The 23670-nt window shown below is 67.0% G+C and carries 20 protein-coding genes; 2 read left to right on the top strand and 18 right to left on the bottom strand.

Annotation, left to right across the window (positions count from 1 at the left end):
• Positions 1-60: 60 nt before the first annotated feature.
• The 6 genes from ACT3UL_RS03315 to ACT3UL_RS03290 all read right to left on the bottom strand — a co-directional run bounded on the left by ACT3UL_RS03315 (position 61) and on the right by ACT3UL_RS03290 (position 5382).
• Positions 61-1296, bottom strand: coding sequence for a hypothetical protein (locus ACT3UL_RS03315; protein WP_444576724.1), 1236 nt, complete (start codon positions 1294-1296; stop codon positions 61-63).
• Positions 1297-1358: 62 nt separating this feature from the next.
• On the bottom strand, positions 1359-1769 hold the full coding sequence (locus ACT3UL_RS03310; protein ID WP_444576723.1) for a hypothetical protein: 411 nt from the start codon (positions 1767-1769) through the stop codon (positions 1359-1361).
• Positions 1766-2287: a hypothetical protein gene (locus tag ACT3UL_RS03305; protein WP_444576722.1), complete on the bottom strand. Its 522-nt coding sequence runs from the start codon at positions 2285-2287 to the stop codon at positions 1766-1768. Before ACT3UL_RS03305 ends, ACT3UL_RS03310 begins: the two co-directional genes overlap by 4 nt.
• On the bottom strand, positions 2284-3456 hold the full coding sequence (locus ACT3UL_RS03300) for a site-specific DNA-methyltransferase (RefSeq protein ID WP_444576721.1): 1173 nt from the start codon (positions 3454-3456) through the stop codon (positions 2284-2286). Before ACT3UL_RS03300 ends, ACT3UL_RS03305 begins: the two co-directional genes overlap by 4 nt.
• A gap of 58 nt (positions 3457-3514) precedes the next feature.
• Positions 3515-4003: a hypothetical protein gene (locus ACT3UL_RS03295; protein ID WP_444576719.1), complete on the bottom strand. Its 489-nt coding sequence runs from the start codon at positions 4001-4003 to the stop codon at positions 3515-3517.
• A 305-nt stretch (positions 4004-4308) separates the two neighbouring features.
• Entirely contained in the window at positions 4309-5382 is a 1074-nt protein-coding gene (locus ACT3UL_RS03290) for a hypothetical protein (protein ID WP_444576718.1), read from the bottom strand.
• A gap of 158 nt (positions 5383-5540) precedes the next feature.
• Between ACT3UL_RS03290 and ACT3UL_RS03285 the strand changes: the two genes are divergently transcribed.
• Entirely contained in the window at positions 5541-6683 is a 1143-nt protein-coding gene (locus tag ACT3UL_RS03285) for an AAA family ATPase (RefSeq protein WP_444576717.1), read from the top strand.
• Positions 6684-6691: 8 nt separating this feature from the next.
• On the opposite strand, the gene ACT3UL_RS03280 is transcribed toward ACT3UL_RS03285, so the two are convergent.
• The 4 genes from ACT3UL_RS03280 to ACT3UL_RS03265 all read right to left on the bottom strand — a co-directional run bounded on the left by ACT3UL_RS03280 (position 6692) and on the right by ACT3UL_RS03265 (position 11113).
• The gene (locus ACT3UL_RS03280; protein WP_444576715.1) at positions 6692-8740 is read right to left on the bottom strand and encodes a DEAD/DEAH box helicase; all 2049 of its coding nucleotides are present in this window, start codon (positions 8738-8740) and stop codon (positions 6692-6694) included.
• Positions 8741-8834: 94 nt separating this feature from the next.
• Positions 8835-9200, bottom strand: coding sequence for a hypothetical protein (locus tag ACT3UL_RS03275; protein WP_444576713.1), 366 nt, complete (start codon positions 9198-9200; stop codon positions 8835-8837).
• Positions 9197-10207: a hypothetical protein gene (locus tag ACT3UL_RS03270; RefSeq protein WP_444576711.1), complete on the bottom strand. Its 1011-nt coding sequence runs from the start codon at positions 10205-10207 to the stop codon at positions 9197-9199. Before ACT3UL_RS03270 ends, ACT3UL_RS03275 begins: the two co-directional genes overlap by 4 nt.
• A gap of 348 nt (positions 10208-10555) precedes the next feature.
• On the bottom strand, positions 10556-11113 hold the full coding sequence (locus ACT3UL_RS03265) for an OsmC family protein (RefSeq protein WP_444576710.1): 558 nt from the start codon (positions 11111-11113) through the stop codon (positions 10556-10558).
• Positions 11114-11314: 201 nt separating this feature from the next.
• On the opposite strand from ACT3UL_RS03265, the gene ACT3UL_RS03260 reads away from it, so the two are divergent.
• Positions 11315-12073 (top strand): DUF6308 family protein, encoded by a 759-nt coding sequence (locus ACT3UL_RS03260; protein ID WP_444576709.1) that lies wholly within the window; start codon positions 11315-11317, stop codon positions 12071-12073.
• On the opposite strand, the gene ACT3UL_RS03255 is transcribed toward ACT3UL_RS03260, so the two are convergent.
• From ACT3UL_RS03255 to ACT3UL_RS03220, 8 genes are all read right to left on the bottom strand, one after another.
• Complete coding sequence (locus ACT3UL_RS03255; protein WP_444576708.1) at positions 11991-14507, bottom strand: ATP-binding protein; 2517 nt, start codon at positions 14505-14507, stop codon at positions 11991-11993. The genes ACT3UL_RS03260 and ACT3UL_RS03255 overlap by 83 nt on opposite strands.
• A 1-nt stretch (position 14508) precedes the next feature.
• Complete coding sequence (locus ACT3UL_RS03250) at positions 14509-15549, bottom strand: hypothetical protein (protein ID WP_444576706.1); 1041 nt, start codon at positions 15547-15549, stop codon at positions 14509-14511.
• A gap of 50 nt (positions 15550-15599) precedes the next feature.
• Complete coding sequence (locus ACT3UL_RS03245) at positions 15600-16160, bottom strand: hypothetical protein (RefSeq protein ID WP_444576705.1); 561 nt, start codon at positions 16158-16160, stop codon at positions 15600-15602.
• A 185-nt stretch (positions 16161-16345) separates the two neighbouring features.
• Positions 16346-16900 carry a hypothetical protein gene (locus ACT3UL_RS03240; RefSeq protein ID WP_444576703.1) on the bottom strand — a complete coding sequence of 185 codons (555 nt, stop codon included), beginning with the start codon at positions 16898-16900 and terminating at the stop codon, positions 16346-16348.
• Positions 16901-16902: 2 nt separating this feature from the next.
• Positions 16903-18366 (bottom strand): RecB family exonuclease, encoded by a 1464-nt coding sequence (locus ACT3UL_RS03235; protein WP_444576702.1) that lies wholly within the window; start codon positions 18364-18366, stop codon positions 16903-16905.
• A gap of 87 nt (positions 18367-18453) precedes the next feature.
• The gene (locus ACT3UL_RS03230) at positions 18454-21519 is read right to left on the bottom strand and encodes a hypothetical protein (RefSeq protein ID WP_444576700.1); all 3066 of its coding nucleotides are present in this window, start codon (positions 21517-21519) and stop codon (positions 18454-18456) included.
• A gap of 1068 nt (positions 21520-22587) precedes the next feature.
• Positions 22588-22794 (bottom strand): hypothetical protein, encoded by a 207-nt coding sequence (locus ACT3UL_RS03225; protein WP_444576699.1) that lies wholly within the window; start codon positions 22792-22794, stop codon positions 22588-22590.
• Positions 22795-22882: 88 nt separating this feature from the next.
• Positions 22883-23581: a hypothetical protein gene (locus ACT3UL_RS03220; RefSeq protein ID WP_444576697.1), complete on the bottom strand. Its 699-nt coding sequence runs from the start codon at positions 23579-23581 to the stop codon at positions 22883-22885.
• Positions 23582-23670: the final 89 nt, after the last annotated feature.

The following is a 23670-nucleotide window of genomic DNA, read 5'->3' as shown; positions in this document are numbered from 1 at the left end:
CACGCCGCGCGCTGAAGATTCCGCGCCACGGACCGTTGAAGCCGACAGTCATTTGGGTGTTCACGCCGGCTGGTTCAGTTGGGTCGGGAATTCGACGTTCTTCAGCTGCGGGTCGGCGCATTTCAGGGCTGAGCCCCACATCTCTTCGGCGTAGGCGTTGTCCTCGAAGCGGGTCGCGAACGCTTCACGCCGCTCCTCGTCGATGTCGCCGAAGGGGAGGAACAGGGCGTCGGTGCGTTCGTCCCGGATTCCGCTGAGGTAGTCGGCGCACACGCCTTGCACGCCTCGAGCGTGGGCGCGGACGGTGCGGCCGGCGGACAGGGCCTGGCGGTGGGAGATGGAGTCCGGCTGCGCGGGTGGGACGCGCATGGACTGGGCGATCGTGTTGTAGATCGTGGAGCCGGTGCTGCGGGAGTGGATCGGGACCGGGGACTGGTCGCGGTGGTGGACGAAGTAGAGCATCTCGGCGGCGTCCATCCTCGAGCGGTCGATCGCTTCGGGGAACGGGCTGCGCCTCGACTCATCGAGGACCGTCTCGTCAGCAGGGATGGACAACAGGTTTCCGGGGTTCTCCTGCGCGTCGATCGGGACGTGGCGGGACTTGCGGGAGATGTGGAAGCCCTCCGGGGGACGGTTGTTGGCCCGGAATCCTGCGCGGACTTCGGCGGCGAGATGGTCGATCTCCCGGCCGGAGAGTTCGCGGCCCTTCTCCTGCTGCATCTGGCTGATGCGACGGGCGAGCCGTGCCTGTCCGGAGCGGACTTCGGAGCGTTCGACTTCGCCGGAGCTGAGGCGGTGGTCGAGGTGGCCGTGGACGATGCGGCGGATCAGGGCGGCGGTGGCGACGGCCCGGATCCCGGCGTCGCGGTCTTCGCTGTCGCGGATCCGCTTGATGACGTCGTAGGCGGTGTCGCCGATGACGTCGTCGGTGTGCTCGATCGCGCCGCGGCGCCGGCACAGCTTCTCGGCGTCCTGCCGGATCCGCTCGAACACGGCCTCTTCATCGAGCAGTTCGCGGTTGGCGTCGACTTCGGCACGGGTCAGGAGTGCGGAGGCGTCGAAGTGGTCGCCGAGCTTCTCGTTGTACCAGCCGACGGTCAGGTAGCGGATCTCCGGCCCATCGTCCGAAACGACGCGGATGTCGGCGTCGTCGCGGGTGAGGGTCCCGAACTGGCCGCCGTTGCCCCGCTCCCCCGTGTCCTTCTTCCGCAGGACACCTGGATGATCCGAACCCTTCCGCGGGGTCTTCGGCCGGTGCCCCGTGTCGGTGCGTGCTCTGTTCGTGGTGCTGCTCATCGCGCCCTCCCACTCGTGTGCCGTCACGAGGGGTAGTGGGCGGCGAATTCACGCTCGAGCGATCAGGAGCGGACCCGCAGGACACAGTCGGGTGGGCCAATCTTCGCGACGCTGCCGGTACAGCGGGTGGTCCAGGGGCAGTTCTTGGGCGGGGACCCCCCGGCGATGTATGCCCAGCGCTGGCAGGTGCCGCATTCGAGGATGGTGGTGACGACGGCGGCTCGGGTGCCGACTCGTCGGCGGAGCCCCCGCAGTGTCTGTTCGTGGGCGTCGAGGTTCTCGAGGTCCTGGAGCGGTAGGTTCACGCCGGCCCGGATCTCGGCTGCACGGGCTGGGTCGGTGCGGAGGATCTCGGCGAGCTCATCCCAGGTAGCGACCTTCGCTGCTTGCAGGATGATCAGGGCGTGCTGGACGGCGCGGGCACGGTCGGTGAGGTGCTCCTCGAGGGACCACTGGATGGTGAAGCCGGTCATGGCTGCTGCCTGCCGAGCAGCGCGTCCCAGTCGACGCCGGTGACCATGTCTTCGCTGAAGGCCCACCGGTGCTCGCGGGCACGGTCTTCTGGGGTGGTGTGCACGGCATCAGCGATCCCGGACAGCATCCCCGCGCACACGAGCACGAGGGCCCGGGTCAGGTCTGGCTCGGACATGCGCTGGAGGATCCGGGCGTAGAGGGGCCGCGGGTGCCAGGACGAGTTCTCCTCGAGGCAGACGAACTCGATGGTCGCCAGGAGTTCCTGCGGGTGGTGGGGGATGCTGCGGGATTCGAGTCCGGCGAACACAATCCCGGCGATCAGGTACGGCGCGAAGAGCTCGGAGATGCCGCGATTGTTGGCCAGCACCTCATGTCGCAGGCCCCGGGCATAAAGGTAGGCACCGTCCCGCTCAAGGCCTGGCGCGGTGTCGATCCGCCCGGCATGGAGGGTGAGCAGGGCGGAGTTCAGGGCCGCGTTCATGGAGAACACGGCATCGTTCGGAGGAACATCGTTCATGCGGCCGCAGTGGGCGCGCCGATCACCTCGTGGGACAGTGCCACCTGCTCGCCGTAGGTCGCTTCGCAGTGGCGCAGGCGCGGGACCAGCACGTCGGTCACGATCACACCCTCATCGAGGGCGATCCCGGTGACCTGCCGGGTGCCGCCGTCTGCGGCATTCAGCGCCATCGCAACTTCGATGCTGGTGCCGGAGCCGAGGAACGGGTCCAGGATCCGTGCGTCCGTTCCGGTGACGGTGTCGAACCAGCGGGCGAGCACATCGCGGTCCTTCGGGAAGGGGAAGGCGCCGACGCCGTCGATGCCGGCGAGGTGTCGGGCGCCTTCGCGTTCCTGGCGGAACACGGAGCGGGGCACAGCGGTGGCGTTGTCGGCCAGCATCCGCTTGAGCTTCGGCTGGGTGGTGTCGTCGGGACCGAACTCGATCAGCCCGGCCTCGAGCATGCGGTCCATCGACGCGTCGTTCATCCGCCACCCCCGCTTCGGCACCGGACATGGGCGCCCCGTTCTCGGGTGGGTGAGCTCTCGGAAGGATCTGCTGGCCTGTACTGAGGGGGCGCCGGGGTCGCCGACTCGGTACAGCGCCCCGGTCTCGTCGATCCGGTCGTACTCGGTCAGGCCCCGGGGCAAGCTGGAGCGTCGTGGTGTCAGCCAGGCCCGGAACCGCTGCTGCGCGACGGCCCGGTCGCCGGCGGCTGTTCGCCAGGCTGTCGCGGCGGCATCGAGCATGGCCTGGGCGTCATCCCGGGGCTGGCGCCACGTCGTCCCGGAGGCCTTGAGGGCGGCGTGGTTCTTCGCGTAGATGACGAGGTAGTCGTGGGAGACGCTGAGGAGGTGGGAGGAGTTGATGGTCGACCCGTCCCACACGACGGTCCCGACGTGATTGTGAGCGCCGAGGACGTCGTCGAGGAGTACGCGGAGGTGGTGGGTCTCCCGGTCATCGATAGAGGCGATCACGATCCCGTGCTCGGCGAGCAGGCGCGGGAGGTGGGCCAGGCGGGGTGCCATGAAGCCGCTCCAGTCCTCGAACCGGTCGGTATAGCCGGTGACGACCCGTCCGCCGGTGTTGTAGGGCGGGTCGAGGTAGATCAAATCGAAGGAGCCCTCCAGTATCGGCAGGACGTCGAGGTTGTCGCCGATGTGGACAGGATGAGGCGTTGAAGTCGTCATACCCCTTCCCAGTGCGCGGGGGCCGATCCGATCTGCGATGTGGCGGTGTTCCGGCCGGTCACCAGTGCAGCGGACGAGGCGCGGTCACGTAGCTGTGCCGGCGCACGCCGATGCCGCGGAGGTAAGCGTCGCGAGCCGCTTCATCGGGGTCCTCGAACGACTCTTTGATCTGGTCCTCGGCTCCCCCATCATCAATCGAGAACTCCTGGATGAGCTGCGAGATCTGCTTGGGATCCCCGTCGGGATCGAATCGTGCCTCGGTGCTGGCGTCGTTCCCGATGCCCGGGTAGGTCTGCTCGAAGTCGTAGATGAAGTTGGCCTTCCCTGTGCGCAGATCGAACGAGGCCTGGGACAGAGTGCCGTCGTTGCTGTCCTGGTTGTGGAGGTATTCGACGTGGATCTTGTCGGGCCCGTCCGGGCGCAGGTAGTACTCACGGGGCCCGTCCGCGGCCGCGACCTCGAGCGCGCCGGCATACCCGTCCCGTTCCGTGTCGATCTCGTCGCACAGGTTGGCGATGAGCTTCCCGGACCGGCCCTGCGACCGCATCCCCTCGACGGGATCGGGCGTCAGCACTGCGATGTGGGCGTCCGACCGCGCCAGCGAACCGAACTGACCGCCGTTGCCCCGCTCCCCCGTGTCCTTCTTCCGGAGGGCTCCTCCCTCCGGTCGGCTCCCCCCGAAACTCGAATCCTTCCGCAGCCCTCCTCCCTCCGATCGGTACCGTGCGGAACCCGAGGCCTTTCGTAAAGCCCCGGCCGTCTCTGTGTCCTTCTTGGCGATCGTCATCGTCCTGTCTCCATCCGCTGTTCTCGCCCTGGTCTGTCCCCGTCAAGTGGGCGGGGCCTCACTCCTCACGCGGCAGAGGGACGGCGCAGGTACGTCACCCCGGCAGACAGGTCCTCGAGCACAGAGCGGAGGAAGGCATCGGCTTGGTCGCTGTCGAGTCGCTCGAGCACGGTGAGCACGAGGTCTCGGTCTTCGATGGTGCGAATGGCGAACACGGTCTCCAGGGGTGACCAGCTTCGGTGTCGCCATAGCGCGGCTGCTGCGTGGGCGTCCACGTGGTCGCCGTACTGCTCGAGGACGAATTCCGCGACCTCGCGGGCACGCCGGATCGCAGCCCTGCCGCGCGGTGTCGGCAGCCGGTACGCGAACGTCACCAGCTGGCCGACGGACTGTCCCCGTGCGGCGCGCTTCTCGACGAGCCGTGCGATCGACTCGGTGAGGTCGATCGGGCAGGTCTCCGGGTCGCGGGCGAACGCGGCCGTGGCGGTGGGGTCGGGGTCCTGGTCGCGGCGGGCTTGAAGTTCGGCCAGCTCCCGTGCGTACTCGTGGGCTTGCTCGAGGCGGCCCAGGTGGTAGCCGCGGGTCGGCCGGCGCCCGATCGGGAAGGCGGACCGGACCTGGTCGGCCATCTCCTCGAACCGCTTCATCGACTCGATCCCGCCGGCCTTCACGTGATCCTCCCACCGGCCCATCAGGATCTCGCGGCCCTGCCCGGACTCGGTAGCCATGTACCGGCCATCACCCTCGGAACGGTGCCTCATCGCGCCACGCACGATGTTGTACACCAGGCCCTCCGGCACCAGCGCCTCCGCCCCGGGGCATTCGGCTTCGGCGCGCACGATCTTCGACATCGCGATCACGCACGAGTCCTGGACGAGGTCCTCGCGGTGGCGGCTCGAGTACGCCCACGCCCGGGCCTGCAGATCGAACACGCGCCGGCACGCCCCCAGCAGCGTCTCGCGATCATGAACCCGCTCCTGCTTCACCTCCCGAAACCGGATCGCCTCCGGCTCGGGATGCACCAGGACCACGAGGGCGTTCGGTGCTCGGCGAGCGCTCGGGCAGGCAGGCTCGTTGCGCTCGTAACGCGAGACGATGTCGCGGTGGCGGGCCCGGCCCTTCTCGGCTTTCGTCCTCATGAGCAGCCAGTGGGCGAGGCGCCGCGCCCGCGGGACATCCGCGAAGGCTGCGCAAGGGTCGTGTAACTGCCGGGTATCCACAGAGATCCCGGGAGCTCTTCGCTCGTCAGACACTTCCCTACACTTGAAGCTATCTGTAGGCATATGTAGGAGTCGAGATGCAGCTGAGTCCGTACACCCCCGGCGAGGTCGCCCGAGAGGTCCCCGGCCGTGAGGCACAGCTGCAGCAGATCGGCGGAATGCTGACCCTTCCCGCACTGCACGGAAGGTTTTCCGGCCGAATCCGGGTCGACGTCGGCCCCCGCGGCGTCGGAAAGACCAGCCTTCTGAGACGCGTCCAAGAAGACGCCATCCTGCTCGGCCTCGCACCGCTCTACGTCACTGCCGGAAATGGCCCACTGGTCGCAGTGATCGCCGATGAAGCCCGCACGCTCGTGGGCGAGTGGGGAGCACCGAGCGCCACGAGCGACTGGCTGGACAGGCTCTCGGTCACCCTCGGCGTACCCGGGATCGCACAAGTCACCGCGGAAACCAGCCCAGGTGTGTCCTCTCCCCAGGCGACGAGAGCATTCCGCAAGCTCCTCGAGAAGACGTCGAAGGAAGCACTGAACCAGGGCTTGAAGGGCATCGCAGTCCTCGTCGACGAGCTCCAGGACGCCGACGAAGAGAGCCTGCGCACGATCGCCTATGCATGGCAGGAACTCCAGGGCAGCAAGACGCCAGCAGTGTTCGTCGCCGCGGGGCTCAGTCACACTGCCGACGTCGTCACGGCAGCAGTCACCAGCGCCGAACGCTTCCAGTTCCGCACCATGCGCGACCTGGAGGATCACGAAGTGCGTGAGGCACTCACCCAGCCCGCGACAGATCTTGGCATCCGCTGGGAGACACCCGCTCTCCAGGAAGTCGTACGGCGCTCCCAGGGCTACCCGTACGCAGTGCAGCTGTGGGGCGATGCGATGTGGCAGGCTGCGGGCTCTCCAGATCGAGGGGGCGTCATCGGTGCCGAGTTTCTCGATGAGGCCCAGAACTCGGTGAACCAGGACATGTCAGCGCTGCACCGCGCCCGATGGTCGAAGGCGTCACCCCGTGAGCGGGAGGTTCTCTCGGCGATGGCCCACCTCGGGAGCGTGGACGTCGTCCGAGCCGACATCGCCAAGGCCCTCGGCGTGACGAGCGGGGCACTGGGTACCGTGCGGCAGTCACTCTTGGACAAGGGAATCGTCCAGATCGCCGGTCACGGGTTGCTGTCGTTCACTGCCCCGGGGTTCGCCGAGCACGTCATCTTGCTCGAGGACCGCTGACCCTGAACTCATGCCGCCGTGCGGTGCCTGTTGCCTGTGCTTCGAAGGCATCTACGCCAAAGTGGTTCGGCGAGCTCCCACATCACGTCCCCGATGGCGAGAGAGGTCATGTCATCCTCCTCGACTGAGACGTGGTGTCCGGTGCCGCCGACGAGCTGGTCGAGCACGTCGATGGTGGAGCGTTGCACTTTCTGGATGGTGTGGTCGAGGGTGCCGGGGGCGACCATGGTTGTGACCATGACGGTGCGTTTCTGGCCGATGCGGTGCTGGCGGTCCACGGCTTGGGAGACGAGGTCGGGCAGCCATTCGGTTTCGACGAAGAGCGCATCGGAGCCGCGGGTGAGGGTGATGGCGACGCCGGCGGCGACGATGTTCGCGAGGATCACGGCGATCTTGCCGTCTTGGTAGTCGCGGGTGATGCGGTCTCGCTGGGTGAGGGAGGTGCTGCCGTTGATGACCGCGTGCGGGACGCCGAGCTGGTCGAGGTGCGCATCGAGGGTGTCCATGACGACTTGGTGGATCCCCCAGACGATCAGCGGACGGTCGAACACCACCTCATCTCCGTCATAGGAGCTGGTGGATTCAACCCAGTCGGCGATGTATTCGGCGGCGGCGGGGATTTTCGCCAGCCCGGCGGCGCGGCGCAGCATCGATACGCAGCCCATCTGGTCCGAGCACCAGGCACGCACCTCATTCTCCGATGGTGCCTCTCCGAGCTCCCGTGTGCGTTCACCCAGGTAGGCCGAGATTCTCGCCTGGACGTCGCGGGTCGCGGTGCGGTATTCGGTGGTGGGGACGTCGACGATCATGGTCGAGTACTGCTTCTCCGGAAGGTCCGACAGCACCTGATCCTTCGTGCGCCGCACCCACACTCGCTCAGGCAGGATCCGTCCCAGCTCAGGCAGGAGCTTCTTGTGCGGGACGACCTTCTCGATGGTCTGCCGGCCGACGGGGATCTCATAGGTGCGGGTGTAGCGATTCATGAACGCTGTGCGCGACCCGAAGATCGGTTGTAGTTGGCCGGTGATCGCGAGGAGCGAGGGGAGGTCGGCGGGGTTCGACATGACGGGGGTGCCGGTGAGGACCATGCGATCCGTGACGGTGGCGGCGAGTTCTCGCATGGCCTTTGCGCGTCGGGAGTGCCAGTTCTTCGCTCGGTGTCCTTCGTCGTAGATCAGCACATCCGCGCCCCAAGCCTTCAGATCCTCGAGCAAGGGGCGCCTGGTGGGTGCGGCGAGCAGAGAGTCGGTGACGATGACGATCCCGGTCTTCGGAAGATCAGGGGCCTTGCGGCCTGGTCGGATCAGCTCGATCGGTGCGTCGTCGAGGTGTTCTGGTACATGGCAGCGCTGGATCTCGGTGGCCCAGTTCGTCTGCGCGACGGGTGGGCACACCACGATCCATCGCCTGGCGCCGAGGAGCACGCTGGCGAGGATGGCCTGGACGGACTTCCCGAGGCCCGGCACGTCCGCGAGGAGTCGACGGCCGGCGGCAACGCATAGCGCACCGATGCGCTGGTACGGGTACGGGGTCATGCCGAACCACTCAGGCACATCGCCAACGGCGTCCGTGAGTAGCTTGATCTCCCGCTCGCGGCCATCGGTGCCAGGTGCCCCAGCGAGGTTGTGCGCGGCGTCGGCGACCGTCTGCGGGTCCTCGATGAGTCCAGTGGTGCGGAGGTCGAGCTCGGGTTGCGCCGCATCAAGGCCCTCGGCGCTGTGGTCGGCGCTGCGGCCTCGAAGGACGTCTGGGATCAGGTGTTCGGGCCAGTCCGCGACAGCCGATGCGGGGGCGCTGAACGCACCACGATCGGGGTCGAAGGTCGCGTCGTCTCCGAGCTCGTATGCGACCTCGGCGCGGTCGGCGAGGCGCGGGAACACGCGCACCGTCCCGTCACCCGCAGCTTCCATGAGCGGGTGCTGCAGGGAGGCGAGAGTCTCCGGGAATTCGAAGGCATCCACCGCGATGTCGTGCTCCGCGAGCTCCTCGAGCAGCCCGGTCGTCGGCGCTGTCGCGTCGCATCGACCAGTGCTCTGGTCGACGTCGATACCAGCCACATTCCCAAGACTTGCCGCGAGACCTCCCCCAACAGGCACTGTGAACTCCAGGCGAAGCCGGTGCCGGTCGCCGACGAGTGCTGCGAAGCGCACGTCAGCCCTCGACGCTCTGGAGATTGGCGGGCCAACGGCGTCGCCACGCCCGCGCCACGACGATCCCGTACCCGCCGATCAGGAGGCCGATCCCGTACAGGGGCACAGCGGTGAAGAACCCGATCCACACAAGCACGTACTCGAACCAGTGCGCCCGTTCGCGGCTCGAGATGCCCATGAGCAGTGCTCCGGGCAGGATCGCGAGGGCCAGCACGATTACGGAACTTCCGGTCGCTGCGGTGACCGCTGAGATCACGGTGAGCCACAGGGCCGCCGCGCCAGCACTGGCTGCGAACGGCAGCAGGTATTCACGCGTGGTCGCCACGACCGATCCCGCACGCCGGGCCGGAGTTCGTATTGCGCTCATGCGGGGAACCTCCAGGTGGTCGGGGTGAAGTAGACGGGATCAGCCACGGGCAGTGGCTCGATGAACAGTGCGATCAGCCCCGACAGCAGATCCAAGTCCCTGACCCTTAGCCGTTCCGCGGCTGCGTGCAGCAAGGCGGGGAACCTCTCACGGGAGACCTCACGCCTGGCACTCTCGGCTTCGGTGGGTCGGCGGCGAATCCGGTCATAGTCCGTGTAGCGCTCCACCTCGCAGTCCAGGAACGACTCGAAGACTGCACTCACGGCGGCGACCGCCGGCTCCGAGACCCCACCTCGGGCTCGTGCACGGAGTCCCTCGATCTCGCGGGAGCACGCAGTCGGACGCGGCAGGGGTCGCAGCGCGGCGCTGGCCAGCACGCGCGGAACATCCCGGTCAGGTGTCGACAGCGCGAGCATCGCCGACACGTCATCCCTGCTCCACCCATCCCAAAGCAGCTTGATCGCCTCGCGCACCGATGGATCCACACCCTCGATCTCCCCCACGAGAACCTGGCGTAGCACATCTGGTTGGCGCTGAAGCAGCTTTCGCAGGTCGTGCGACTGGTCATGATCGAGATTCCAGCGTCGCAGCGGCGGGACTCCGAGGAGCTGGTGGAGCGCGGACGCATGCACGACTCGAATGGTCGCGCTGGTCGCCGGCAGACCACGCGTGGAGTCCTCGACGACGGGCGCGGCCGCGGCCATCACGTCGTCCTCGGCGCTGGGGACGGCCACCTGCTCCAGCACCAGTGGGACAGCGAGTTCCCGAGTCTCAATCGACATCTCGCGCAGTATCCGAGTCGTGCGCATCGACCCGATGACCTTACCGACCCACCCCGCTGCCGATGCGCTACCACCGGCGAAGCGCCCCGGATCCAGGCGCCCGTCACTCTCCGCATCGCCGAGCGCGTAGCGGACCACCATGGACGTGACCGCGCTGGTGACCTCGTCACTCCCCCACGCGGCAGCCAACCGCCGATGGTGCCGCCTGCACATCAGCGAGATCACTCCGTTGTCGACGGCGGCCGAGAGGATCCTTGCTGCAGCTTCGTCGCACGTCAGCGTCCCGGCCTCGAGCTGATGCCCGAGCAGGCGGGCGCTCGCGTCGAGAAGATTGGAGGCCGCCTCGAGAACCTGGGCACGCTGGGACATGCCGCCGTAGTGGGCGACCCATTTGCCTCATGGGACGGGATGGGCCCCAGATCGCAAGTAGAGCTCCGAGACCTTCTAAGACGTTCGCGCAGGGTCCGCCGTGCCCAGATGGATGGGGCCCCGATCGGCTGGATCCTTCACCGGCCCGGCCGCGGAACCGCGAGCTCTCGCCCGGGCGCCGCGGTCAGACCGGCAAGAAGGTGTTCAGGCGCGGGTGACGGTGGTCTTGACCGGGGTCGGGTTCTGGAAGATGTCGAGCACCGGGCAATGGGCGTCGACGGCCGCACGGAGCTCGTCGTACCGCTCGTTCGACTCAGGTCCCGACAGCTGGATGTCGAGCCGTACCTCGGAGAACCCGGCCCGGACGGATTCATCGGCGCCGAACAGTCGCGCAGCGTCGAGGTCGGCTTCTGCCCTGATCACGATGTCGTCGAAGGGGATGCCGAGCTGCTGGGCGTAGAGGCGGTAGACAACGACCTGGCAACCGACCAGCGCGCCGAGGGCATACTCGACTGGGCTGGTCCCGGCATCATCTCCGGCCAGCGCAGCGGGCTCGTCGACGATGAAGGAATGCTTTCCGGCGCGCACCGTTGTTGCCACGGAACCGACGCCAGCAGCATCGACTGCGTAGTTCAGGTGTGCCTTCGAGCGATCGGCATCGATGCGCTCTGCCCACGCAGCCCCGGCATCGGTAAGGCGAGTAGCGCGATCCTGGGCAGAGATTTCAGGGATGACGGACTGGATGCTCGCTGTGGTGGTCATGATCCTGACGATAGAAGCGGCTGTGGTGGGCGCCAAGAGCTACGAAATCTTCCGTCATCGAGCGTCACACGCTGCATCGTGTTACCCGGGCCGAATTTCGGGGGCTGGAAATCTCGGATCGTCGAAGGCTCCTCATCAACTGCGACTCTCGACCTGATTCAACAGTCATAAGCCAGCCGTTTGGTCGCTACGATTCGAGGCATGGCCTCCAACGTTGTTTTCACGGTCGCAGGCGTCGAGTTCACCCTCGATCAGGCACTCGAGCGCTTTTCCCGCTATCCGCGCAAAACGCCACTCAACTTCGACTACCCGCCCCGGGGCGACTTCGGAACGATCACTTTGGAGGAGATCAGGCGGACCCGATACGTGAGCTCACGAATCTCGTACGCCCATGGCGACTGGTTCATTGCGAAGGCTGCGGACGCTCCGTGGATCCCAGCGGATGCTGATCTTGCCGATGCGGACCCAGACGTCCGTGGCGAGCTCTTCGACGACATGTCGGACCTGTACTGGCACTTCGCAGAGAGCGCTCCGAAAGGGATCGCCTTCGCGAAGCGCCACAAGGTCTTGCACGTGAAGTACCCGGCACTGTTCCCATTGCTCGACTCCCGCCTCTGGAGGTCGTACAAGCCCGGTGCCCGAGCCCTCGCCACCCAGTATCCGGATCTCCGGCAGAGCCAGCTCCGATGGCTCGCCGTGCGGGACGACCTCCTTGCGGCCCGCGCGTCTGGCGCGATCGAAGAGCTTCGCATAGCCATGACGAAGTACAAGAGCAGTGAGTCAGCGGTCCAGAAGTGCGTCCGGGACATGACTCAGCTGACCGACGTGCGGCTGCTCGACATCCTCGTCTGGCGATGGAGCTCGATCGGTAAGCGCCTCAGATCACAGTGCGCCCCTCGCGACGCGCGCGGTCCAGGGCGTTGGTTGAGGACTTGGCGAGGAAGTCGGGCGGGATCTTGATCTCGACGTCCACGGCGCGGTCGTCGAGGTCGCAGTACAGGCCAATCGCTCCGCGGATCAGGCGGACACGGTTGTCCTTGTCGTCGTACTCGAACAGCGGCTTGCGGCTGCCGAAGTTCGCACCGCCCTTCCCGATACGTTCCGGGGCGGTCGTGAACCGGAGCCGTTCCGGGGTCGGCTCGACACCGAACAGTCGAAACGCTGCCTCCGCCTCCTTGGGATCCTTCATGTGAAGGATGATCCCGCGGGCTATGTGGTTGGTCAGGTTCGCCAGGATCAGATCCAGGATCCGCTGGGTGAACAGGATCGGGAACACCTCGAGGGAACGGGCGAGCCGACCGAGGCGCTCCATCTCTTCGGCACCGGCGCCGAGGAACACCCACGCCTCGTCGAGCATCAGTACACCGCGGCGGCCCCGGAGCGCTTCAGCGGATCCGAACACCATCATGCGGATCAGAGCCGCGGACAGGCGTTGCGTGAGCCCCAGGGTGCTCTGGTCGACGCCCATGGGCGGGAGTTCGAGGTTGGCGTTGCCGACCTTGATGTAGGTGATGCCCTCGGCAGCACTGAGAACCTCGCCATCGTCCTGCAGGCCGACCATGGCACCGAACAGGGGGTCGTTCCTGGACTGGCGAAGGATCGGGTCAACGAGCTCCGGCGTCGCCTTGCCATCCTTCTTCGCGAGCTCGAGCGCCGTGCCGATGGCTTTCGCGCCCCGGGTCACGCCGTACTTGAGCGCCTCCTGCAGGTCCGCTTCGAAGTTCTGCGCCGAATGGGGCCAGAGGTTCACGGCGTGAAGCATCGAGACGGCGGTGTTGATCCCGTCGCCGGGCGTCTTCGAGAACCGCAGCGGGTCGAACACGCCCGTACCGCCGGCACCACCCAGTCCCCCGGAACCTCCGGCGAAGGAGTCCAGCGAGAACGTCGTGCCATGTTCGCCGAACGACTCAGAGAGGTCGCTGCCCTTCTTGGGGTCGATGAGGATGACGGGCCGGCCTTCGAGCGCGTACTGGTGCGCCAGGTACGCCATGCTGATCGTCTTCCCGCTGCCGGAGCTTCCGACGACGGCCCCGATCGGGTAGATGTCGTGGTCAGAGGACTTTGTCGCGCTCATCAGTGCTTCTTGGCGGTCGCTCACGGTGAAGCCGACGTTGGCACCAGTAGCGTCGCCTACCGTTGCGAGCGAGGCGAACCCCGAGTAGGCCACGCTCGAGGACGGCAGATCCATCAGGTTCGGGTTCGCTCGTACCGGCGATCCCATCCAGGACTCGGCGAGGGCGAGCGGTTGGCGGTTGTCCATCGGTGCGACCTCGAACGCCGCCCCGTTCCCGAGAGTGTCGAGGCGCTTCTTCCCCTGGCCGGTGAACGCCGCGACGACGCTCGTCTCCACCAGGGTCGGGAATGCCTTCCCCGTCGAATAGGCACCCTCAACGGACTCGAGGGTCTGGACCATCTCCTCCTGCTGCTGATCGTCGAGCTTCCCCTGGGCTTTGGCGTTGCGGATATCGCGGAGGTAGCGGTCTCGCTGTCGGCGCAGCTCCTTCCGCGTGATGGGGCTCGGCTCGATGAGACCCCGGATCGACACCATCACCGCTCCGCGGTCCAGGAGGGTTGATGCCCAGGTGCTGTGGGAGTTCGCGGCACTTTGGAAGGGGAGGTCGAGTCCGTAGATGGAGCCCATGCGGAGGACGTGGTGGCCTTCGATGCCGGTGGGCCAGGTGACGCAGTTCTCGACGTCGTGGCGGGCGGCGGTCTGGGATCCGGCGACGGTGCGGAACACGTGGAGATGGTCGGCGTGGGGCAGGAGGGACGCGCCGGTGGATCCGCCGGCAGCCCACCAGGACTCGGCCAGGTGAAAGTCCCTCGGGGTGGGGATCGTGAACCCGGAGCGGGTCAGCATGTCGCCGACGTCCTCGAGGTCCTGCTGGTAGTCGCCCATCGGAACCTCGTACGTAGTCATCGAGGTCGCGACTGAGTCGATGACGTCCCCGATGCTCCGGTCTGCACCGCCGACGACATCGTTGAGCTTCGTGCCCATCAGCAGGAGCCGGTCCTGGGTGCGCTCGTCCCCGAACCAGTTCTGCAGGGTGTCGCCGTGGCGGGAACCCTCTGGCGGCGAGTACCTTCGGGGCAGGTTCACCAGCAGCAGGTGGAAGGGACGGTAGCGGGCCCGTGCCATAGAGCGCCGCGCGGTCGTGTACGAGGTTTCGGCGGCGAGCTCTTCGATCGCGGCGGCGATGGGGTCCCCGACCTCGAGGGCCTTGCCGTGGGTCTTCGCGTCCTTCACCGGGGCGAGCGGAGCCTTCCGGTACAGCCACAGTCCGCCGCCGACGGGGAGCACGCGGCCGTCGCCGTAGCGGATCTTCGTGGCGGTCGGCATCTTCGGCACCCGATGGTCCTCTAGCCGGACATCCTTCACAGTTGCGGTCCCCATGTCACTCCTCCCCCTCGGTGCTCGGCTGCGCGGTCTCTCCCCCACCATCGGACGCCCCAGGTGTCCCGGCGGCAGGTGCGTCGACTTCGCCGTTCAGAGCCACCGCGTTCTCGTAATCGGTGAGGGTGGTGCCGGTCCCGGTGGGTCCCCAGGCGGTGACGTAGGGGGCTGCAGTGTCGGCGCCGCGCACGAGCACTTCGTACTGCACCGTCGTCGACCCATCCCCCGCCTCAGCTGCCGCGTCCGCATTGGTCAGCTCGACCGAGACGGTCGCGACTACGGTCGAAGCATCCATCTCCCCGTCCTGGCCGGCGGGCGAGAACGCCTGGATCACCGACACGCTGGCCACGTCGACGCCGGTGAGGGTCGAGTACACGTGGCCAGGGTCTTCGTCGCGGGTGGCGAGCTTGAGCTCGTTCGGCGAGCCTGCCAGGGCCTGCGCCCATGAGGTGATCGCGTCTGTTGTGGAGGCGGTCGCGGTAGTGGACTCCCAGCCGTCTACTGGCTCGACCGGTTCCCAGTCGGTGACGGCGCTCGGCGGCAGCGGTGTCACCGTCGGTGTGGACAGCACCTTCACGCCCTTCGAGGGGGTGGAGGCGGTGCGGACCGCGGCCCGGTAGTAGACCCCGTCCGTGGTGCGGATCGTGAAGTCGTGCGTCATGAGCTGGTAGCCGATGTCCTGCTCGGTCGCCTCGACACTCTCGTGATTGCTGGTGCCGTCCCAAGAGGTGATCTCGGCGTCAGCGAACACGGACTCGTCACTCGTGAGCCACTGCTCGAGTGCCTGTTCGGCCTCGGTGCGGCCGGTCTCGGTGGCGGCCATCTGGGCGCTGGCGGGGCCTGTGGCTGGGACGCCATTGAGGACGACGCTGAACATGAGAATCAGGCCGATCACGTTCAACGGCGCGAGGATCATGCTTGCGAACAGTGCCCTGCGCGCGGTCCGGTATCGGCGGATTCCGCGGCTGCGTGCAGTCGTATCTGGCACGGTGTCGGCGGTGTCGAACAGGTCGGTGACCTGATGGCGTCTCCTGGTCCCCATCCCGATGCTCCTTCGTCAGTTCGTCGTGTGTCTCGGCGCGGCGGACGGTGTCACGTGGCGAGCAGGCGGATCAGGCGCTGCAGTGCGCCATCGTCGATCACTGCGGCCCGGACCGGATCCACGAGCATCAGCGCCGCGTCGGTCGACTTCCCGGGCAGCTTTGCCGGCAGGTCCTGGGTGGAGAATGCGGTGACGAGCTGGGTGAGGGCCTGCAGCTCCGGCTGGGACATGCCGACCAGGTGCACGACCGCTTCTGGGATGGTGCCTGCCTGGATGATGGTCAGGTCCGCGACAGCAGCCTCGAGCGGGGAGGTCTTCGCTGCCATGATCGTGGTGGTCAGGTCAGCGATGCCGGGAGAGTCGGCGCCGGTGAGCTCCGCGGCGAGGAGGCGCGTGTCGTCGTCGGTTACGGCGATCTCCTCGGCCTTGGTGGCGATGCGTCGCAGCGTGGCCTTCGCGGTCCGTGCCGAGGGTCGTCCCCGCTTCGCGGGCGTCTTCGCCGGGTTGCTGCGGCGCTTGCGGGGCTTACGCTCCGCCGGAGTTTCAGCGTCGTTCAGGACCTCGGGCGGGTCGGTCTGGGAGGGCGGGTCGAGGACGGTCTGCTCGCTCATGGATGCTCCTGACGTGTGCCTGGGTCGGTGTCGGGGTGGCTAGTGGGCGGCGTTTCTCGGTCTCGTCACTACCCCCAGCGCCCCTGCCTCTTTGGCCGGTGAGGCCGGGTATGAGGGTGGGGCCGCACCCTTCCCCGGCCTGGGAATGGATGCGGCCCCGGATGCACCTCCTTCGGGTGAAGGGGTCAGGCGGCGATGGACTGGCTGTCCGCGTCGTAGTGGGTGTCGGCGCCGAGGTCCATGAGGTGCAGGACCACGCGCGTCTTCTTGTCCGCGTTGTTGGCCCATGGCTCGAGGACCACCCACAGCAGGACGCGGTGACCGATCAGGGCCTTCGCCTCGGAGGCGAGCATCAGACCCTCCGGGTCATCGGTCCGCTCGGTGCGGACGTACTCGTGACCCGGGTCGACACCGTCGATCTCCTTCTTTGTGCCCGTGTACAGCAGCAGCTTCCCGCGGGTGGAGGTCTTCTCCCGCGTCACCTTCACGACCGTGCCCACGAACCGCTTCAGCTCGAGGCCGTCGGCGTTGCCGGTGAGGCGGTCGATCAGCTTCCAGGACGTGGAGCCTTCGGACAGTTCGGCGACGAGTTCACGGATCGCCTTGGACACCGCTACCTGGCGGGGCACAGCCCGCTCGATACCAGGGACCTTCACCAGGCCGTCGTCAGTGACTTCGAGCTTCGCGACCCGGTCGTGGGCGGCCATGATGATCTGGACGTGATCAGTAGCAGCGGTCATGGTCAGGCCTCCTTCCGCAGCGGGGCGATGCTCGCGAGAGTGTCGATATCGGCGGTGACCTCGTCGGTGCCAGCGAGGCGCACGGCGGCGGCGGCAATCGAGCGGGTGTGGCCGGTGATCATCTTGATCCACGTCGCCCACGTCTCGGCGTCCTCACCGAACGGCGGGGGCACGGAGACGAGCACGGTGCGCAGCACGCCCCGGATGCGGGTGTTGGTGCCCTCCTGGAACGAGGTCGAACCGGACAGGCCTTCCTGCACGTCGGTGACGATCGAGGCGAGCACGTTCGTCACGGCGTCCACGGCGATCCGCTGGATCGGGACGCCGTGCGTGCCCAGCAGTTCGTAGGCGAGGCTGGAGATGCCGAAGTAGCCGGTCGCCGCGTAGCTGGCTCCGTTGAGCTTGCCCCGCACGACCTCCTCCCACGGCTTGTCCTCGGCAAGTGCGTGCTCGGCCATGATCAGTCCCTCCATCGAAGTCTGCGTCGTCGGTCCCGGCTCTGCCGGGGACATCACGGCAGTGGGCGAAACCCGCTCCTCGCGGGACGGGACCGCAGCCTCGATGTCGAGCAGATCTGTCTGGCAGAGCGCGGTCTGGGAGTCGGTCCGATCGGTGTTGAACTTCGAGGCCTGCGCGGCAGGACAGAGGTTCACCAGGGGGCACCATCCGCACAGCGGCCCGGTCTGGGTCGGGAACATCGCCTCCTGAACCATCTCGTTGTGGGTGTCCCAGGCGCGGGCGAACTCCCCGACGGTCTGGGCGACCCGCTTCTCGGAGACCGCAACGATTCGGGACTTGCCATGGCGGGTGTAGTTCACGCGTCCTTCGATCACCGGCTCGTCCTGAACTTTCCGGAGCCCGGCCGCGTAGAGGCGGATCTGGTCGCCGTGGTCATCGCCGTACAGCTCGAGCTTCCGCTTGTCAGGGATCTTGTTGCTGGTCTTGTGGTCCACCGGTCGCAGGCCGGTACGGCCCCGGGCGGTGACGCGCTGGGTAAGGTCGACGAAACCGATGAACGGCACTCCCCCGAGCTCAATCCCCCGCAGCGGCCACTCGGTCGCCACCACGTCCACCTCGCGCGGGTCCTCGATGTCGAAGATCCCCTGGTACTTGCCGATCACGTCGGCGATGAACAACTGCCGGGTCACCGGGTCGCTGAGCTGCGGGAAGTCACCATGGCGCCACTGCGCGACCATCGACAACAGGATGTTCGCCGCCCGCCGCCGAGTCCGCTTGCCAGCCGGCAACTTGTACAGCTCCTCGAGCACGGAATGGACTGCCGTGCCCTGCGTCGTCGCGGCGAACGGATCCGGGGCCTGCTCGCCGAGGAGCTTCCCGAACGCGTAGCCTGCCGCGCAGTTGTGCGAGAGCGCCTTAGCGGTCGACGCGGACAGCGCCGTGCGCCGCACCTTCGCGACGTCGTTGGTGTCGAGGTGCAGGCCCTGGCGGGTCAGCGTGGAGACCATGCCTGCTCCCTTCGTGAAGATCCTGGACCTGGTGACAGTGGGCGAACCCGTCCCTTGGCAGGACACCCTTCCTCGCGTAGATCCTCGTCATTCGTCGTCGAAGAGAGTGGACACGTCGATCGGGACCCCGCGCACCCTGGCCCCACCGGTCCGCGTCTCCACGTCCCCGGTCCGGAGACCGTCACGGACCCGCGGCTCCCAGATCCCCTCGGCGACCAGTCCCTCGTGCCAGACCGCCTGCCAGCTCGTGCGCGCGGTCTGCCCGGCCGGGATCAGGTGCCGGGCCTGCTGGCGAGCGACCTGGAACGCGTCACGGTTGAACACGATGACATCGCGACCAGAGCCACGAGCATCAGCGACGTACCGTCCCAGGAGCTCCCCGCGCGGGTCCCTGCCTGCCGGCCATCCCAGGCGCAGGTTCAGGCTCGTGTCGTTCGTCGGCGGCGCCCCGACATCCTTCGGAACCACCGACTCCACGTACCCCTTCTGGCTCTCCAACAGGTACCGCAGCGAGTCCACCAGGGCGTGGCCGGCAGTGCGCTGCTGCTGTGTGCGGGAGAGGTCCACGGTCAGCTCCGCGAGATCCTCCCGCATCGCCTCGATACGGGCGAGGAACGCCTCGTCCATGTCGAGACCGATCGCGTACTGCTCAAGCAGGGCGACGCTGAGGAGATACTCGCTCATGATCTGTGAGTGGCGGGTGGCGTTGACCTTGCTGCCGAGCGCCGCCTCCACGTGGCGCTTGGCGTCGCGGGCCGAATCGTCCCGTTCGAGCACGAACGTGGTCCGGACCGCCGGGTATCCGGAGCGGGCGGACCAGCTGCCCATCCAGCGCAGCATCTGCGCGGACAGGCGAGCCTGGTCGCCACGTACGAGCATCTCGTTCAGCGTCGCCAGCGGGTCTGCGGTGGCGGAGTTGATGAACCCTCCCCCGCCGTCGGAGTACAGCGTCAGCATCCGGTCGCGGACAGAGTCGATCTGCAGCTCATTCTCGGCGGTGACGACCACGAACGCGCGGGGCGGGTTCTGCACGCGAGTCTTCATATCAGAGGTCATGCGGCCCTTGCCGGCGCCGTTGAACGCGGAGCGGACCATGGCCTCCAGGTCACTGGTCTGCTTCTCCCACTGCCGCTGATCCGAATTCGGGGCGAAGTCATCGATCACCCACATCATCGACTTCGACACCGAGTTCTCCATCCACGCCCTGGTGTCCATGGCCGAGCCCGGTAGCCGTTCGGCGCTCCAGGCTCCGCCGCGGGAGGCCCAGAATCCTTGGATCATCGACGCGAGCCAGGACTTTCCCGAGCGGCGTCCGCCGACGATGTACAGGACGCTGTGCGGGGTGATCGGGACGATGGGTCGCACTCCGGCGAGTAGGGCGACCATCCCGAAGCGGGGGTCGACGAACGTGTCCGGGGACGTGTACGCCTCGATGATGCGGCGCAGCAGGTCGCGCTGCTGATCCGGGCTCATCTCCTCGTCGATCACGCCGAAGTCGTCGATGGTGGCGAACTCGTCGGCGGTCAGGCCGGCCTGGGCGCGCTCGTCACCCTCCCCGGCCGGTCCGATCACCTGGCGTCCGGCAATGAACGAGGGGATGCCGTCCTTTGTGGGGACCCAGCCTTGACAGCCCCAGAGCACGTCGTCAGTGGTCTCCGAGGCGCGGTAGTCCTTGATGGCGCGGGTGAAGTTGATTCCGGAGCGGGGCGGCCAGGACGGCAGGGCGGAGACCTTCGTGGGGATGTCGGCGCCGTAGCGGGTCTCCCACTTCGCGGGGTCCTCATCCAGCATCGCCTTGGGGCCGCGGATCGTGGCGGTATCGACCAGGCCGTCGGCCGTGCGCCACTGGACCGCGACGACCACCTGGCGCTCAGTGCGGGAGACGGCGCCGGGGATAATCCGTCCACCGTCGAGCTCGTCCGCCGTGGGCAGGCGGAACTCTTCAAAGCTGACCAGGCGTCCACCCAGGTCGTCGATCTTCTGCCAACTCTTCAGCTCGGGGCCGCCGGCGGGGTCGGGGCGGACGTTGCACACCTCGATCGCGAACCCGTCCTGGGATACGCGCGTCTGGCCCTTCTCGCCGGTGTCGTCCACGGGCCGCTCGGGCAGGTCGGTGATCTGCAGGTCCAGGGCGTCACTCCAGCGGCCGGAGTAGGCCAGGAAGTCGTCGATGCCGCGCTTGGGGTCCACGGTCTCGTCACCGCGCGGAGACAGGTCGATCAGTCGCGTGGAGGCGACGTTGCGCTTGGCGAGGAAGTCCATCAGACCGTAGGCAGCGTCCCAGACGGCGGCGTTGCGGGCGATGTCGCCGTCGAAGCAGATGATCGCGTCCCGGTCGCGCATGCTCACGGTGTTCCACTCGTCGTTGCGGCGCCAGGACTGCACCCCGGGGATCGCGAGGACCAGGATCCGCTTCTCCGCCGGGATGGCCGTGAGCAGTTTCTGCAGCTGCTTGAGGGGGTCGGTGGCGCCTACGGCGGTGCGCAGCGCCTCGCTGGTGACGCCGCTGTCGCGCAGGATGGCGGTCAGGACCGAGTCGGCCTTGACGACGCCTTCGGTGAACAGGATCGGGACCGTGGGGTCGGCGAACCATGCCGGTGGCGTGGCGGGGTGGGCGTCGATCGCGGTGCCGGAGCCGGCGAGGAACATGTACTTCGCCCAGCTGGATCCCGCAGGTGGGTCGTTCTCCGGGCGCAGCTGGAGCGTGCCGAGGATCGGTTCGCCCCGGGCGATGGAATCCATTTTGAAGTACGGGATCTCCATCCACGCGCCCTGCCTGGCAAGGCTCAGCAGGTGCCGGCCGGGGTTCCGCCTGCCGTCGAACCCGAAGCGGCGCAGAGAGTCCTTCGCGTCGTCGGTGCCGGAGATCGTGCGGTAGCCGCGGGCTTGGGCGACGAGCGGAGCCACGATTGAGGATCGCAGCTTCGTGACCGAGACGTCGCCGATGGAGCCGGGGTAGTGCGAGGCGGGGAAGGGTTCTTCCCGCATGGCGGAGATCGCGGTGTCGATGTCGGCGACCGACAGTCCGTCGTCCTCGTCGAACGCGGCGTCGTCGCCATCAGCGGTGGCGGCAGGGTTCGGGTCTGCGGGGCGGGCGTGGGCGTCCTGATCGGCGGGGTGCTGGGCCTGAGCGCGCGGATCCGGGGTGTTCATGGTGGCCGCAGTGGGCGGAGGCGAACTCTCGCAGGACGCTCGCCCACAGATCGACTAGCGCCAACATGCGCCAACGGAGCGTTCGTGCAGGTCATCTACACTTTCGGCGATTTTCTCCACCCCAACGCCAACGCGCTCCACCCATCAAACGTGCAGGTCAGTCTGCGTTTACCCCCATATCCCACATCTCCCACTATAACCTTTATAGAGAAGTAGGTAGTAGTAGTAAGAGGAGATATGAAACCAGATCCCCTATACGTATGCAGTTTCCGGCGCGCAATGTGGGATTTGGTGTCAAACGGGGTCTGACCTGCACGAACACCGACCTTCAGACGTTGGCGCTCCGTTGGCGCTGTTGGCAAACCCGGCCTGACCTGCAGTTTTGTTGCGGCGTTCGTTGGCGCTGCGCCACCATGCACGCCTCGACAGGCGGGACCCCAGCCCATTCGGCGTCCTGGACCACTTCAAAGGCGTTGATCGTTTACCCAGGTCACCCCAGGTTTGCCAACGGTGCGCCAACAGCCGCGTTCCCCACGAGATTCGTCTGTTCGTGCAGGTCGGGAACCGTTTCCGCCACTCGCCCGGCGAGAGCAGTGCCACCATGGCGCCAACGTGAAACGTGCAGGTCAGGCCGGGTTTGCGTACATATCCCACGTTCCCCGGTATGACCTTATAAGGGAAATGTCTATCGGTCCCTCAAAACGGCTCCAGACGTCCGGGGTCGCCATCCGTGCAGGTCATTCCGGGTTCACCAACGGAGCGCCAACATCTGCGGCCGTGGACGTTTCATCCGTTTGCGCAGGTGAGGCCTGCTTTCGAGCTCCGGACAGAGATCGCAGTGCCACCGTGGTGCCAACGCATAACGCGCAGGTCAGCCCGCGTTCGCCCACATATCCCACGTTTCCCGGTGTGACCTTATAAGGGAAATGTCTATCGATCCGGGCGCTGAACTGTCTCCGATCGAAGCGACCACCGGTACGCACGGGCTCGATCTTGTACGCATCTCCCCCTCGAGACACAGCGCCTGTTGGCCTCCACGGGCCGCAACTCTGGCAGGTGCCGTCGGAGTCAGGACCTCCTGCGCTTCTCCTCGATCGCTCGGTTCATCTTTGACGTCTGCCGGATCGCTCGGATCGCGGTCCAGATGATCCCGAGTAGCCCGACGACCAGGACTAGTCCGCCGAGCCCGATCTCAGCGGTCAGCATGACGACACCGATCACGATGATCACGGCATTGATCGCCACCCGAGCCCAGAACTCTTTGACGGTCATCATGTTGGCCTCCCAGCGGTCGTCATTGCTCAGGCATCGGCGCACGTCGGCACGCTGCCCGATGTCGATTCAGTGAGCTAGCCGATGACGCTCATGAGTCGCCACGATCCGTCTCTTCCTCGGGGACAGCGATAGCACGGTAGTCCTCGTCGGTGAGCGCGGCGGTGAAGATGTCGGGGTCGATGATCTCGTGCGGCACGGGCCGTCCGTCCTCGACGGCGGAGGCGTAGGAGAGCCAGCCGTACATCATCGACAGCGGGAACTCGTCGTCGTTGCCGCAGTAGCTGCGTCGGCGCCACAGCGACCAGAGGACGATCGACTGGGCGATGTCGGCAGTGACCGCGTCGCGGCGGGACTCGGTCCCTTTGCGGAGCTCAGTGAGGGTGAACTGGCCGTCTTCGCTGCTGGCGGCACAGGCGGCCATGACGCGGGCGGCGCCGGGCGGCATGGGGTCGGCGATGGCGATCAGGTTGATGTCCAGCAGCAGCCGTTCGCGGTCCCATTCGTCTTCGTCGTCGGGCACGAAGGTGACGTCGCTGCCGTCGCGGAAGGTGCCGAAGCCCGGGTGCGGGGTCCGCCAGGGGTCCGACGGCGGCAGGGTGTCCAGGATTGTGGCGGTCACGCCTGTGGCCCAGGCGATGGTGAAGGCGGGGGTGTGGCGGGTCCATTCGCGGAAGCGGCGGTCGATGTCGACGCGGGTCGTCATGGGCACGAGGGGGTCGTGCGCGGCGGCGGCCCATTGGGCGAAGGTGCGCCGGCGCGAGGTTGCTTCCTCGCGTGTGATCTCCATGATTCCGCCCGTCGTCCGCTCGAACTGCATCAGGTCATCGTTCCATGTCTGCCTGCAGGAACGAAGTCTCGTGCACTTGATTCGGTGCA

Origin of the sequence: Brachybacterium sp. 107, assembly GCF_052379725.1 — a bacterium.
GTDB lineage: Bacteria > Actinomycetota > Actinomycetes > Actinomycetales > Dermabacteraceae > Brachybacterium.
This window is presented reverse-complemented; position numbering and strand designations above follow the sequence as displayed.

Bases quoted from the DNA above. Each gene is read 5' to 3' on its own strand.
- ACT3UL_RS03315 (WP_444576724.1), bottom strand. From the start codon at position 1,296: ATGAGCAGCACCACGAACAGAGCACGCACCGACACGGGGCACCGGCCG.
- ACT3UL_RS03310 (WP_444576723.1), bottom strand. From the start codon at position 1,769: ATGACCGGCTTCACCATCCAGTGGTCCCTCGAGGAGCACCTCACCGAC.
- ACT3UL_RS03305 (WP_444576722.1), bottom strand. From the start codon at position 2,287: ATGAACGATGTTCCTCCGAACGATGCCGTGTTCTCCATGAACGCGGCC.
- ACT3UL_RS03300 (WP_444576721.1), bottom strand. From the start codon at position 3,456: ATGACGACTTCAACGCCTCATCCTGTCCACATCGGCGACAACCTCGAC.
- ACT3UL_RS03295 (WP_444576719.1), bottom strand. From the start codon at position 4,003: ATGCGGTCGCAGGGCCGGTCCGGGAAGCTCATCGCCAACCTGTGCGAC.
- ACT3UL_RS03290 (WP_444576718.1), bottom strand. From the start codon at position 5,382: ATGAGGACGAAAGCCGAGAAGGGCCGGGCCCGCCACCGCGACATCGTC.
- ACT3UL_RS03285 (WP_444576717.1), top strand. From the start codon at position 5,541: ATGCAGCTGAGTCCGTACACCCCCGGCGAGGTCGCCCGAGAGGTCCCC.
- ACT3UL_RS03275 (WP_444576713.1), bottom strand. From the start codon at position 9,200: ATGAGCGCAATACGAACTCCGGCCCGGCGTGCGGGATCGGTCGTGGCG.
- ACT3UL_RS03265 (WP_444576710.1), bottom strand. From the start codon at position 11,113: ATGACCACCACAGCGAGCATCCAGTCCGTCATCCCTGAAATCTCTGCC.
- ACT3UL_RS03260 (WP_444576709.1), top strand. From the start codon at position 11,315: ATGGCCTCCAACGTTGTTTTCACGGTCGCAGGCGTCGAGTTCACCCTC.
- ACT3UL_RS03255 (WP_444576708.1), bottom strand. From the start codon at position 14,507: ATGGGGACCGCAACTGTGAAGGATGTCCGGCTAGAGGACCATCGGGTG.
- ACT3UL_RS03250 (WP_444576706.1), bottom strand. From the start codon at position 15,549: ATGGGGACCAGGAGACGCCATCAGGTCACCGACCTGTTCGACACCGCC.
- ACT3UL_RS03245 (WP_444576705.1), bottom strand. From the start codon at position 16,160: ATGAGCGAGCAGACCGTCCTCGACCCGCCCTCCCAGACCGACCCGCCC.
- ACT3UL_RS03240 (WP_444576703.1), bottom strand. From the start codon at position 16,900: ATGACCGCTGCTACTGATCACGTCCAGATCATCATGGCCGCCCACGAC.
- ACT3UL_RS03235 (WP_444576702.1), bottom strand. From the start codon at position 18,366: ATGGTCTCCACGCTGACCCGCCAGGGCCTGCACCTCGACACCAACGAC.
- ACT3UL_RS03230 (WP_444576700.1), bottom strand. From the start codon at position 21,519: ATGAACACCCCGGATCCGCGCGCTCAGGCCCAGCACCCCGCCGATCAG.
- ACT3UL_RS03225 (WP_444576699.1), bottom strand. From the start codon at position 22,794: ATGATGACCGTCAAAGAGTTCTGGGCTCGGGTGGCGATCAATGCCGTG.
- ACT3UL_RS03220 (WP_444576697.1), bottom strand. From the start codon at position 23,581: ATGGAGATCACACGCGAGGAAGCAACCTCGCGCCGGCGCACCTTCGCC.